The following is a 12,683-nucleotide window of genomic DNA, read 5'->3' as shown; positions in this document are numbered from 1 at the left end:
TTTCAGTTTGCTAAACGTTAGAAAAAAGCAAAAAGAGAAATATTACCGACACCGTGAATGGAGTTTTTGTCTTCCTTATACTCAGGTGTGTTTGCGGTGAACGTTAAACTCGCACCGACTTGTTGAATATACCAAGCCGCACCAATTACAGCGGTCGCTTGAAGATTTTCCAAGTTAACTTGGTAATATTCAGCGGGGTGATCTAGTCCGTTTAAAGGCCTATCTCCTTCGATGGTAATGTCATTGAAGCGATAGCGTCCTTCTACACCTCCGAAGAGAAACCATCCAGCATCCGAGACACCAATCATCCCTGCCGAGAAAGGGTTTTCTGCACTGATTTGAGCACTGCCAAAGTTACCCGCAAGATCGGTCCCCCAACGCATCATAAAACCTGTGGAGAGATCACTGCGAAAGTTACCTACGTTGACCTCTGAAACGTTGGAAAGCTCAACGTCAGTGCCTGCATAGCTGCGGTATCGTGTCAGATTAAAGTGAGACAGATAACCCACGCTGCCGACGATTTTTTCCTCTACTTGGTAGGCCCAGCCATTGGGTTCGTCAGATTTAGTGATGCTGTGCACTAACTTTTGCGCTTTCTCAGAAAGCGCAGCATCTCCGGTGGTTCCAATGGTTAAATTTGCCCGCGTGGCTTGTTGGGGATGCAAACTAATATAGTTAAGCTCGGTGTGTAAATACCCAGCGTAAGGTCGTTCATTCGGCTCTGGTTTGGTAAGAGAAATCTCCGAAGGAGTCCACATTTTGTGGCCAATGCTGATTTCCCATTTGTCCAATGGGGCCGCTCCCCAAACCGAAAGGCTGAGTGGTTTAGCCCACCAATATGGAGCAATCGCCCCTGAGGTGTAGCTTAAAAATAAACCATTGGTGTAGTCGCGATCTACGCCAAATACGCCATCGTTATCGAGGTTAAAAGCAACCGTTGCGTGTTGAGAGGCCAGCGCAGAAGCACTGAGTAACGTCAATGGGATAATGTGAAATAACTTCATACGGACACTGCAGAGTATAGACAAGCCCTAATCATATAGTAAAGATGCCCTATTCAGTTGATAAATGGGCAATTGAATCAAAATAAATGTGGTAGGCGTAACATTTGTGGTTGATGCATTGCACATTTTTGATTTCTGAGTATAAAAAAGCCCCACTCATCGAGCAGGGCTTAACTACTTTGCTATTAATTTAACTGAAATTATAGAGATTCAGTGAAAGTACGCGCAATAACGTCAGCTTGTTGTTCTGCAGTCAGTGAGTTAAAACGTACAGCATAGCCAGATACACGAATGGTTAGCTGAGGGTATTTCTCAGGGTGTTTAACCGCATCTTCTAAAGTTTCGCGATTAAGCACGTTCACGTTTAGGTGTTGGCCACCCTCAATGCCTGCTTCATGGTGGAAGTAACCATCCATCAGACCAGCAAGGTTTGAACGTTGACTTGCTTCTTCTTTGCCTAACGCATTTGGAACGATAGAGAAAGTATAAGAAATACCATCTTGCGCATCAGCAAACGGTAGTTTCGCTACTGAAGTCAATGATGCTACTGCACCTTTTTCGTCACGGCCATGCATTGGGTTTGCACCCGGTGCGAAAGGCATACCAGCACGACGACCATCAGGTGTGTTACCTGTTTTCTTACCATATACCACGTTTGAAGTGATAGTCAGGATAGACTGAGTTGGAATTGCATCACGGTACATCTTAAGTTTACGGATTTTGCCCATAAACGTAGAAACAAGTTGGCATGCGATGTCATCAACGCGGGCGTCATTGTTACCAAATTTAGGATAATCACCTTCGATTTCGAAATCGATCGCTAGGCCATCTTCGTCACGAATTGGCTTAACTTTTGCGTATTTGATTGCAGATAGAGAGTCAGCAGCAACAGACAGGCCAGCAATACCACATGCCATCGTACGTTTAACGTCACGATCATGCAGTGCCATTAGCGCGGCTTCATAGCTGTATTTGTCGTGCATGTAGTGAATGCTGTTTAGTGCGGTCACATATTGCTTCGCCAACCAATCCATGAAGTGGTCCATTTTTGCCCATAGTTCGTCATAGTCAAGATACTCACCTGCGATCTTGTCCATTTTAGGACCAACTTGGATTTTCAACTTCTCATCAATACCACCATTGATGGTGTAAAGCATGGTTTTAGCAAGGTTTGCACGCGCTCCGAAGAACTGCATTTGTTTACCTACAACCATTGGCGATACACAACATGCGATAGCATAGTCGTCAGAGTTCATGTCTGGACGCATTAAATCGTCGTTTTCGTACTGGATAGATGAAGTATCGATAGATACTTTTGCACAGAAACGTTTAAAGCCGTCAGGTAGCTGCTCAGACCAAAGTACAGTTATGTTTGGCTCTGGAGAAGGACCCATAGTGTATAGGCTGTTTAGGAAACGGAAGTTAGAACGCGTAACGAGTGTACGACCGTCAAGACCCATACCACCCATTGATTCTGTTGCCCAAATTGGGTCGCCAGAGAATAGTTCATCGTATTCAGGAGTACGTAGGAAACGAACCATACGCAGCTTCATTACGAAGTGGTCGATCATTTCTTGAGCTTGTACTTCAGTGATTTTACCCGCTTCTAGATCACGTTGGATGAAGATATCTAGGAAAGTCGAAGTACGACCTAGCGACATTGCCGCACCGTTTTGTGATTTAACAGCAGCTAGATAGCCGAAGTAAGTCCACTGGATAGCTTCTTGTGCAGTTTCTGCTGGGCGAGAGATGTCAAAACCGTATTTTTCAGCCATTTTTTTCATTTGGCCAAGTGCGCGGTGTTGTTCTGCAATTTCTTCACGAAGTTGCATCGTTGCCGTTAGATCTTCGCCGTTCTCAAAACGCTCTTGTAGAGAAGTGAATTGAGCAAGCTTATCCTTCATTAGGAAATCAATACCGTAAAGTGCTACGCGACGGTAGTCACCAATGATACGGCCACGACCATAAGCATCAGGAAGGCCCGTCAGAACACCAGACTTACGACACGCTAGGATATCAGGAGTGTAGATATCGAAAACGCCAGCGTTGTGAGTTTTACGGTATTCTGAGTAGATTTTTGAAATCATAGGGTCAAGAGTTCTACCGTATGCTTTGCAAGAACCTTCAACCATACGCACACCACCGTTAGGGATGATAGCGCGCTTAAGTGGTTTCTCAGTTTGTAGACCCACGATAGTTTCAAGATCTTTTTCGATGTAGCCTGCATCGTGAGCAGTGATGGTAGAAATAACGTCAGTATCGAAATCGACAGGGGCTTTAGTCGCGTTTTCCTGTTTGATACCTTCCATTACTTTAGCCCAAAGCTTGTTTGTCGCTTCAGTACCTTCAGAAACTAGGAAAGATTCGTCACCTTCATACGGCGTATAGTTCTTTTGAATAAAATCACGAACGTTAACTTCGTTTTGCCACTCACCTGCAACAAAACTTTCCCAAGCTTTAGCAAATTGCTCTGCCATGACATACCTACCTTTTTAGTAGAAAAAACACGTACCGTCTTCACCGTTGAGCCAGTTATCCTCGAAAGGAGCAGTACACTCTATTAATACAATATCTATATTCACACTATTCAATTATCTGAATATAGATATTGTGCTTTTAAGCCTTGAATGCAAGATTAGACTAAAATTTTTTTGTAAACCTTAAACTAAATCAATAAAAGTTAAATTTTTCAAATAAAGTTTGGGTAGTGCGAGCACTACCCAAATTCGTATTAGTCCAAGCTCATTATAGCCAAGCTTTTAAACCGTATTGGTTTTCAAGCATACCAACCGCAAGCATAGCAATTAAACAGATGATCAGCACACCACCTGGAATGATGATTTTGTCGATAAAAGACAGCTTTGATGCACGTTCTTTGTCGCCAATTAGGCCATTGTTATCGAGTAGCATGGTCAATGCCCACGCTAGAACAGGGTTCACCACAGCGCTACCAAAGATACAGATGCCCGCTGCTTGTGAATCTTTTGTGTTTCTTACCATTTGCATACCCGCTTCTAGTAAAGGAAGAAATACCCCTACTAATAGAGCAATACGCATCACTGGAGGCCAAACCGCTACGTCCATAGGGAAGCCAAGGATAGCAATAGTCATGACCAATAAACCTAAGATGATGGCACCACCAGGAATTGGGCGTTTAGCAATCGCCGCTGGGATCATATACGTTCCCCATGACGATGTGATATTACCACCACCAAGTGCTGTACCTACCATTTGACGAATTGAACACATGGTCATTGTGTCATCAACATCCATCAGTACTTTTTCAGTTCTCTTCGGATAGTTCAATTCTTGGAAAATTCGGTGACCAAGGAAATCTGGTGACCACATCGCAACGGCCAAAATAGCAAAGGGCAATGAGGCGATAAAGTGTTCTACTGTTGGCAAACCAAGCATCCAACCTTCAGTGGTTGAGCCCCACCAGTAAACAGGATTAAGGTTAGGTAAGCCCATTTGAGTTTCAAATTGAAGATCAAAGCCAGTACCGAATAAAAGCGCAATCGCAAGCCCAGTCATTGCACAGACAGGAATTGCTAACCAACGCATGTTGATTTTTGCAAGAAATGCATACAGCACAATATTGACACCTAAAACCACTAGGCCAACGTAACCTAAGCTGCCTGCGGCGACATCGACCGATTGCAAACTGGTAGCCCAAGTTTGGATAGAACCAATTTGGCTCATTGTTCCGGTAAAGCCGAGGAAGATAAGCAACCCGCCTGCGGTTCCCTCGGAGGTTAGATTGACCAGTTTCGAGCCTCCTTTAAAGTAACTTAAGAGAAGACCAAAAACGCCAAGCAAAATTGCCAATGCCAAAGGGTGTGCACCGGCTAATGCGATTGAGCCGATAAGAGGGATCATTGGGCCATGGTTGCCAGCTAAGTTGGCTTTTGGGTTTAAGAAACCAGAGGCAATAACACAGAAGAAGAGGGCAGGAAATAACATCTCTACACGTGCAACTTCAATCGCGAAGTCTTTACCTAGATGAATGTGCTCCCATGCTTGGGTTAGGCCATCAGCCCAAGACATCATTACCGCTGAGTACATGGCGATGATGCCGATTGTGCCCGCGATGGCTGGTACAAAATCTTCAAGTTCAAAACGGAAGTCACGACCAGGTAAGTTCAAACCAAAGCGACGGGGCTTCATGATTTGCAGTTCGTGGTCTAGGTAATCTGAACGGCTTGCAAACTCAGATGCTGGACGATGCAGCTCTTTATAGCTTTTCGTCTCGATTTCTGAGCGCTCATTGTTGACTACGTCTGGCATAGATTCCTCATATTTTTAAAAGTTAGTAATTCGTACTGAATCCTAGTAATCCGCGAAGAAGCGGTAATGTTTTTAATTGAATATGTAGCACATCTCATATGTGCTTGCATAACAACAACTAAAAAAGAGAGTGTGGTCATTTATACAACCTTATCTTTGCTCGCGAGTTTAGCTTGCTTATCCTTTAGGGTGATTGATCTTGATCACTTTAAGAATAAATGTGAAAGAAAACTACAGCAGCCTAATGAAAACGGGGGGTTGAGCCGTTACTTGCTTGAAATAAGTTTTCACATTGTGATGTTTGTAAAAGAGTTTCAATGATATTAATGACCTTAAATATCCTATGAATCTAGGTGTACTTTATACATAAATAGGTTGTCTATCTTTAAGTAAATGTTAACAAAATGAGTTAACTGTTAACTGTTAACTGTTAACTGTTAACTGTTAATTGCTTGATGTGCCATTTATATGCGCCATATGGAGAAGTATTGGCTAAAATGTGAATTTTTAATCAGATAAAATAACTTAATATCCTTATTTTCCAGGTTAATAATTTGTTGCATGTTTTCGGTGTGAATGCTAGTTTGTATCAAAAATGGGAGTTGGAATACTCTGCAGTAGCAAATACAGGGAGTTAAGCGCATGACTGATGTACCGGCGCTGAATATTAAAGAGCTGCACAAAACCTTTGGTCAAAACGAAGTACTAAAAGGAATCTCGCTAGAAGCTCGTAAGGGTGATGTGATCTCCATTATTGGTTCTTCTGGCTCGGGAAAAAGTACCTTTCTTAGATGCATCAATTTACTTGAAACACCAACCTCTGGTGATATTTGGGTCAATGGTGAACTCATTCAAATGAAAAAAAATCGGCAAGGTGAAGCTTCACCTGTGAGTGAAAAGCAGGTGCAACGAATTCGCTCACGCCTTGCTATGGTATTTCAGGGATTTAACCTTTGGTCGCACATGACGGTGCTAGAAAACGTTATTGAAGCACCAATTCATGTGTTAGGAGTACCGAAAGCACGAGCCATCGAGAGTGCTGAGGTGCTGCTAAAAAAAGTCGGCCTGTATGAACGTAAAGACTATTATCCTGGTCACCTTTCTGGTGGGCAACAACAACGTGCGGCGATTGCTAGAGCGTTGGCCGTGGAGCCAGAAGTCATGCTGTTTGATGAGCCCACTTCTGCACTTGATCCTGAATTGGTGGGTGAAGTGTTGGGTGTTATGAGAGACTTGGCAGAAGAAGGCCGTACTATGCTGGTAGTGACTCATGAAATGGCCTTTGCTCGCGATGTTTCAAACCATGTGATGTTCTTGCACCAAGGTTTAGTGGAAGAGCAAGGAGATCCAGCCATCCTGTTCACCCAGCCTAAATCTGAACGGTTAAAACAATTTATATCCTCTATTTATTAATGTGTTCATTATGTTGTGGTATTCGTCACGACATAAATATTAAGCAAAACCAACATAAACATAGCATGATAAATAAGTAAGACCTCAATCACAGGAGTATGGAAATGAAAAAGTGGTTATTAGTTGCAGCCGTTGCTGCTAGTGCAATGACTGGTATGGCCCAAGCGAAAGAATGGAAGACGGTTCGTTTTGGTATAGAAGGGGCTTATCCTCCTTTTAGCTGGACAGAGGCTGATGGATCTCTCAAAGGTTTTGATGTTGATATGGCCAATGCGTTGTGCAAGGAGATGAAAGTGGAATGTAAAATCGTTCCACAAGACTGGGATGGCATTATCCCATCACTGCTCGCACGTAAATATGACGCGATTATTGCAGCCATGTCGATTACCGACGAGCGCAAGAAAAAAGTCGATTTCACTGGTAAGTACGCATTAATTCCCAATAAATTTATCGCCAAGAAGGGAGCCGCGTTGGATTTTTCTAAAGAAGGTCTAAAAGGGGTGAAAATTGGTGTACAACGTGCAACAACGCACGATAAGTATCTTACTGATAATTATGGCGATGCAGTTGAAATTGTCCGCTATGGTTCATTTGATGAAGCCTATCTTGACCTAGCCAATGGCCGTATTGCGGCAGTATTGGGTGATGCCTCTGCATTGGAAGAGGGTGTGCTTAACAAAGCGGGCGGCGAAGCGTATGAGTTCGTCGGCCCATCATTAACCGATCCGAAATGGTTTGGCGATGGTTTTGGTATTGCGGTTCGTAAACAAGACAAAGATCTCACTCAAAAACTTGATATGGCGATTAAATCTCTTCGTCAACAAGGGATTTACCAAGAAATTGCGACCAAATACTTTAATTACGATGTATACGGTGAATAAGCTGTAACATCATATCTTACCCATATAATTAGAAGGTGAGAGTGGGCCGAGCATATGAATATGTTTATCGATCACTCTGTCATTAGGACTGGTTAGCTCAGTTGACTCCACCTTCTCAATTATGATGGGAATCCATTGATTCTTAACGGCTGGATCCTAGTTCCAGAAGTACCCAGCCGTTAAATTCTCCAGGGACTAGGGATGAATTATGTTGGACCTACACGGATATGAAGCCTCAATTTTGAAGGGAGCGGTGCTGACCATTGAAGTTGCCGTGTTCTCTTTATTACTTGCCATGTTACTTGGCATGCTAGGTGCGCTAGCCAAGCTTGCACCTTACCGTTGGGCAAGAGCTATTGCCACTCTTTATACGACCATCATTCGCGGTATTCCAGACCTTGTGTTAATGATGCTTATTTTCTTTGGCGGTCAAATATTGTTGAATAATAGCCTTTATTCAATCAACGAATGGTTAAACAATTGGTTTATGGCAAGTGACCCGAGCCATGAATGGACCGCTTATCTCCCCGATTATATTGATGTTAGCCCTTTCATTGCTGGAATACTAACCATAGGTTTCATTTTCGGTGCCTATATGGCTGAAACCTTTCGTGGCGCTATTATGGCGGTTGATAAAGGAGAGATGGAAGCGGCGAAAGCGTATGGTATGAGTTCTACCTTAGCATTTAGACGCATTTTGCTTCCTCAAATGGTTCGTCATGCATTGCCAGGGTTTGGTAACAACTGGTTGGTATTGCTCAAAACGACGGCACTTGTTTCCATTATTGGATTAGAAGATATGGTCAGAGTCAGCTCACTCGCGGCGGGTTCGACAAAAATGCCATTCACCTTTTATATGGCTGTCTCAGTGATCTTCCTTTTCTTTACCAGTGTATCAACCGGTCTTCTCAAATTGGTTGAGCGCAAGTTCAGCATTCACACGAGGTAAATATGGATTTTTCCCTTATTGCTCAAAGCCTACCAATTTATTTTAGTGGGCTGTGGACAACGGTTTGGCTGGTGGGTTTGTCGTTAATCATCGGTTTGAGCCTTGCCATCCCCTTAGCAATTGCTAGAAATAGCCACAACTATTTTATTCGTACTCCAGCATGGGCTTATACCTACTTTTTTCGTGGTACACCGTTATTGGTCCAGCTTTATCTCATCTACTATGGAATGGATCAATTTTTCCCGGTGAAAGATACCTTATGGGAAAACGCTTGGTTTTGCGCGTTGGTTGCTTTTGTTCTCAATACGTCCGCCTACACGGCTGAAATTATTCGCGGCGCGATCAATGGTTTGCCGAAAGGAGAAGTTGAAGCGGCGAAGGCATACGGAATGAGTACTTGGAAAACGTATCGACGAATTATTCTACCGAGTGCGTTAAGGCGTGCACTGCCCGCTTATAGTAATGAAGTTATCTTCATGCTTCACGGTTCGGCGGTTGCTGGTATTGTTACCATTATGGATTTAACGGGGGCTGCGCGTTTAGTGAACTCTCGTTATTATGCTCCATTCGAGTCATTTTTAACCGCAGGTTTGTTCTATATGGGCTTGACCTTTATTATTTTGTTCTGCTTTAAACAGGCTGAAAAACGCTTCTTAGCTTATTTGCGCCCATTAAGCTGAAGGGCTGCGAGTAGCAATTTGCTGTACCGAGTTTGTTTCTATAATCCAGGCATAGATTAAAATAAGAAGCGCGCCGAATGCGCGCTTCTTATTGGCACGTTACTTTCTGTTCCTACAAGGAAAAACTGGACCAAATTGGCGCGTGATCAGAAGGTTTTTCTATTCCTCGAAGTTCATAGTCGATGCCGGCCTCTTGGCATTTTTTTGCTAGGTTCGGGGTCGCTAAAATGACGTCGATTCGTAGCCCGCGGTTATCATCAAAGCCGCGTGAGCGATAATCAAACCACGAAAATTGATCATTTACATCCGGATTTAACTGACGGAATGTGTCAACAAAACCCCAGTCCATTAAAGTTTGTAACCATTCGCGCTCTTCAGGTTGGAAAGAGCATTTTCCCGTTTGCAACCAGCGTTTTCTATTGGCTTCACCAATCCCAATATCCAAGTCGATAGGGCTGATGTTAATGTCTCCCATTACAATTATTTGTTCGTCAGGGGAATGATGTGTCGTTAAGTAACCCATTAGATCTTTATAAAACTGACGCTTATAGGGGTATTTTGTTTCATGGGAAATATTCTCCCCTTGAGGAAAATAGCCGTTGAGTATGGTTGTTTTTTGGCCGTTGTCATCTTCAAAAGTGGCCATAATCATGCGTTTTTGATGATCTTCATTATCGCTAGGAAAGCCTTTCTGTACTGAAATGGGTTCCTTCTTGCACAACATGGCGACGCCATAATGCGCTTTTTGACCATGGAAATAGACGTGGTAGCCCATGGCTTCAACATCCTCAAGAGGAAAAGCGTCATCGTGTACTTTGATTTCTTGAAGTCCAATGACATCAGGTTGATGCTTATCAATAATCGCTTGCAGTTGATGGAGGCGAGCTCTCAAACCGTTGATGTTAAAACTGATGACTTTCATAAGGGATCCTTAAGATGAGTTGTGCGCAAGATGTTACCATTTCAAGGCGCAAGGACAAGACGAAAAGCGAATCAATTGTAATACGTAAATTTTTTGAATAGTCAGAAAGGATATTTTTATTAACATTTATGTAAACTTACGATTGATCTCTCAAGTCAATATGCTCTAATTAAAGTCGTCACCATTTCGTCTGAAAACCCTATTAGCGCAGCATAAGGATGTAGTATGCGAACACTTTCGGTTCAATGGAAAATAACCCTTTTAGCCGGCCTTTGCCTGCTAATTACGTCATTGTCTCTCATTGGTTTTTCTGTTTATAACGCAGTGAATAACCAACAAGCAATAAAACAACAAAGTTCAGATTCTGTGATCAATAAATCGCAGCAGTTATTAGAAACTCGGGCGCTGCTCAATGCCACCGAAGTATCTGAATATCTCAGTGAAGCCATGTATCGGGCTCAAATGCTTGCTGATACGGCCTTGTTTTTCAAATCAAATACCGAAGAAAATTTTGGTGAAAGCGAAGCGTTAAGGACATCTTTAGATGAAATGGTTCGCAAGACGGTAGTCAATTATCCCAATGTTCAGGGGGCTTATCTCGTCTTTAAGCCAAATTTGCTCGATAGCGAGGATGACAACTACCAGAATGCTGACTATGTAGGCTCAAATGAAATAGGTCGATTCGCTGCATACTGGATAACGTCCTCCAATGGTGAAAATGTGGTGGCAAATGTATTAAGCGAAGTGGCATTGAAGGATGAAGGAAACAGTGAGCGTTTCGCCTGCCCGTTAACAACCGCTAGTGCATGTATCTCATCGCCTAAAATCGTGATTCAAGATAATGAAACGTTTCTTACTTCTTCTCTCTCTGTGCCCATTTTGATTGATGGCGTTGCGATTGGCTTTTTTGGCATCGATTTAAAACTTAGCCCACTGGTAGCGATTGCACTGAGTTCAGATCAAAGTCTATTTGGTGGTAGTGGTAAGGTCTTTATTGTCAGCTTAAATAACACGCTTATTGCGACTGATGAGCGTGAATTAACCTTAGGTGCGCCACTGGCTGATTCAGTTTTGACTACAAAGGAGATTGCCAATCTTCTAGCCGAGGGTAAAGTCCATTCTCAATGGAATTCAGATCGGCAATGGTTGTCTGTCTTTGCTCCCATTCAGGTGGCGAACCAGACTTGGGGCGTGGTTTTTGAAATGCCGACATCGAGTGTGCTAGCTGATGCCAATCAACTGGATCAGATCATTACTCAACAGGTAGAGAATGGCGTTAGAGCGGAGCTATTAGTCGGCGCATTGCTAGTCTTTTTAGGGCTCGCAATCATTGCGTTAGCTGCCACCCAAATTGTGAAACCTATTCGAGCGGTCGTGGAGCGGTTACAAGATATTGCTTCTGGCGAAGGGGATTTAACTCAGCGGCTTGTTATCAGTAGTCATGATGAAATCGGTGATTTGGCACGTGGCTTTAACCAGTTTTTAGACAAATTACAGGCTATTATTCAGCAGATCGTAGAAAGTGCGAACCAAGTAGCTCAAACGACTGAACAGGCACGGCAGTCTGCCGTACAAACGCGTAGCCGTAGTGAGTCTCAATTTAAAGAGATGGATATGGTGGCGACTGCCTCTGAAGAAATGACACAAACAGCAAGTCTCGTTGTGCAAAATGCCGAGGCTGCGGTGCAAGCCGCTTCGCAAGCTAATCACTCCGCACTGACTGGGCAGGATGTCATCCGTGCCTCTGAAGCTGAGATGCATAAGCTGGTGGTGCGAATGAGTGATGCGGTGCCGGTTGTTGAAGAGTTGGCTCAAAACAATATCAATATTACCGAAATTTTAACGGTCATTGAGGGAATTTCACAGCAAACCAATTTGCTCGCATTAAATGCGGCTATAGAAGCGGCTCGGGCCGGAGATCAAGGGCGAGGGTTTGCTGTTGTCGCCGATGAGGTACGTAATTTGGCCCAGCGGACTCAGAACTCTGTGGGTGAAATACGCAAAGTGATAGAAAAAGTCCAACAAGGTACTGAGGGCGTAGTTGAGGTGATCCAGCAAGGAAACGCGTTAGCAAATGGAACTGCGATGCAAGTTCAAAAGGCCGTTGCTGAATTAGAAATAGTGTTTGAATCCATCTCAGCAATTAACGATATGAATAGCCAGATTGTAAAAGCGGCCCAAGAACAGCAAGCCGTCTCTGGTGAAGTCAACCTCAACCTATCCAATATTCGTGATCTTAGCGCGCAGATATTGACACTGGTCGGTGAATCAGAATCGGTTGGTGCTCAGATAAGTCAACTCTCGGCTAAGCAGCAACAGTTGGTTGGACAATTTAAAGTCTAACGGCTGAAAGAGTAAGAAGTAGATGTTTGCTTCTTACTCTCTCGCTGTATCATCCAGTTTACGCAATAAATCCTGCTGTACGATTTTCAGCGCTTCAAGTGCGGTGTGTGGTTCAATCTGATTGGTTTCTAATAAGTAGATGAGATCGACAGCGAGCTTTATCTCTTCAGACGCGCCGTCTAGCGGTACAGTAGGATCATTCAT

10 protein-coding genes are annotated in these 12,683 nt (G+C 43.4%); 5 read left to right on the top strand and 5 right to left on the bottom strand.

The window, feature by feature from the left end:
* Window positions 1-17 precede the first annotated feature (17 nt).
* From AACT42_RS06930 to AACT42_RS06920, 3 genes are all read right to left on the bottom strand, one after another.
* Window positions 18-1,004 carry a lipid A deacylase LpxR family protein gene (locus AACT42_RS06930; protein WP_176429067.1) on the bottom strand — a complete coding sequence of 329 codons (987 nt, stop codon included), beginning with the start codon at window positions 1,002-1,004 and terminating at the stop codon, window positions 18-20.
* A gap of 200 nt (window positions 1,005-1,204) precedes the next feature.
* On the bottom strand, window positions 1,205-3,481 hold the full coding sequence (gene pflB, locus AACT42_RS06925; RefSeq protein ID WP_017050385.1) for a formate C-acetyltransferase: 2,277 nt from the start codon (window positions 3,479-3,481) through the stop codon (window positions 1,205-1,207).
* A gap of 268 nt (window positions 3,482-3,749) precedes the next feature.
* Window positions 3,750-5,291, bottom strand: coding sequence for a DUF3360 family protein (locus AACT42_RS06920; RefSeq protein WP_094132091.1), 1,542 nt, complete (start codon window positions 5,289-5,291; stop codon window positions 3,750-3,752).
* A 642-nt stretch (window positions 5,292-5,933) separates the two neighbouring features.
* Between AACT42_RS06920 and AACT42_RS06915 the strand changes: the two genes are divergently transcribed.
* From AACT42_RS06915 to AACT42_RS06900, 4 genes are all read left to right on the top strand, one after another.
* Window positions 5,934-6,704, top strand: coding sequence for an ABC transporter ATP-binding protein (locus AACT42_RS06915; protein ID WP_013856548.1), 771 nt, complete (start codon window positions 5,934-5,936; stop codon window positions 6,702-6,704).
* A 104-nt stretch (window positions 6,705-6,808) separates the two neighbouring features.
* Window positions 6,809-7,585: an ABC transporter substrate-binding protein gene (locus AACT42_RS06910; protein WP_026028918.1), complete on the top strand. Its 777-nt coding sequence runs from the start codon at window positions 6,809-6,811 to the stop codon at window positions 7,583-7,585.
* 208 nt (window positions 7,586-7,793) lie between these two features.
* Window positions 7,794-8,534 carry an ABC transporter permease gene (locus AACT42_RS06905; protein WP_094132090.1) on the top strand — a complete coding sequence of 247 codons (741 nt, stop codon included), beginning with the start codon at window positions 7,794-7,796 and terminating at the stop codon, window positions 8,532-8,534.
* A 2-nt stretch (window positions 8,535-8,536) separates the two neighbouring features.
* A complete protein-coding gene (locus tag AACT42_RS06900; RefSeq protein WP_017045191.1) occupies window positions 8,537-9,214 on the top strand; it encodes an ABC transporter permease in 678 nt (225 codons plus the stop codon).
* Window positions 9,215-9,326: 112 nt separating this feature from the next.
* Here AACT42_RS06900 and xthA read toward each other — a convergent pair whose 3' ends face one another.
* The gene (gene xthA / locus AACT42_RS06895) at window positions 9,327-10,136 is read right to left on the bottom strand and encodes an exodeoxyribonuclease III (protein ID WP_069212014.1); all 810 of its coding nucleotides are present in this window, start codon (window positions 10,134-10,136) and stop codon (window positions 9,327-9,329) included.
* 225 nt (window positions 10,137-10,361) lie between these two features.
* On the opposite strand from xthA, the gene AACT42_RS06890 reads away from it, so the two are divergent.
* A complete protein-coding gene (locus tag AACT42_RS06890; protein ID WP_088728951.1) occupies window positions 10,362-12,479 on the top strand; it encodes a methyl-accepting chemotaxis protein in 2,118 nt (705 codons plus the stop codon).
* Window positions 12,480-12,512: 33 nt separating this feature from the next.
* Here the strand turns inward: AACT42_RS06890 and rsmS are convergent, their stop codons facing one another.
* The gene (gene rsmS, locus AACT42_RS06885) at window positions 12,513-12,683 is read right to left on the bottom strand and encodes a pleiotropic regulatory protein RsmS (RefSeq protein WP_013856554.1); all 171 of its coding nucleotides are present in this window, start codon (window positions 12,681-12,683) and stop codon (window positions 12,513-12,515) included.

The sequence above is a fragment of the Vibrio sp. V15_P4S5T153 genome, assembly GCF_963874485.1.
GTDB classification, from domain to species: Bacteria; Pseudomonadota; Gammaproteobacteria; order Enterobacterales; family Vibrionaceae; genus Vibrio; species Vibrio anguillarum.
The sequence above is the reverse complement of the archived record's forward strand: the minus strand, read 5'-3'. Positions and strand labels throughout refer to the sequence as shown.

Excerpts from the sequence above, each read along its gene's own strand:
- AACT42_RS06915 (WP_013856548.1), top strand. The coding sequence starts at position 5,934 with ATGACTGATGTACCGGCGCTGAATATTAAAGAGCTGCACAAAACCTTT.
- AACT42_RS06905 (WP_094132090.1), top strand. The coding sequence starts at position 7,794 with ATGTTGGACCTACACGGATATGAAGCCTCAATTTTGAAGGGAGCGGTG.
- AACT42_RS06890 (WP_088728951.1), top strand. The coding sequence starts at position 10,362 with ATGCGAACACTTTCGGTTCAATGGAAAATAACCCTTTTAGCCGGCCTT.
- AACT42_RS06930 (WP_176429067.1), bottom strand. The coding sequence starts at position 1,004 with ATGAAGTTATTTCACATTATCCCATTGACGTTACTCAGTGCTTCTGCG.
- AACT42_RS06910 (WP_026028918.1), top strand. The coding sequence starts at position 6,809 with ATGAAAAAGTGGTTATTAGTTGCAGCCGTTGCTGCTAGTGCAATGACT.
- rsmS (WP_013856554.1), bottom strand. The coding sequence starts at position 12,683 with ATGAATGATCCTACTGTACCGCTAGACGGCGCGTCTGAAGAGATAAAG.
- pflB (WP_017050385.1), bottom strand. The coding sequence starts at position 3,481 with ATGGCAGAGCAATTTGCTAAAGCTTGGGAAAGTTTTGTTGCAGGTGAG.
- AACT42_RS06920 (WP_094132091.1), bottom strand. The coding sequence starts at position 5,291 with ATGCCAGACGTAGTCAACAATGAGCGCTCAGAAATCGAGACGAAAAGC.
- xthA (WP_069212014.1), bottom strand. The coding sequence starts at position 10,136 with ATGAAAGTCATCAGTTTTAACATCAACGGTTTGAGAGCTCGCCTCCAT.
- AACT42_RS06900 (WP_017045191.1), top strand. The coding sequence starts at position 8,537 with ATGGATTTTTCCCTTATTGCTCAAAGCCTACCAATTTATTTTAGTGGG.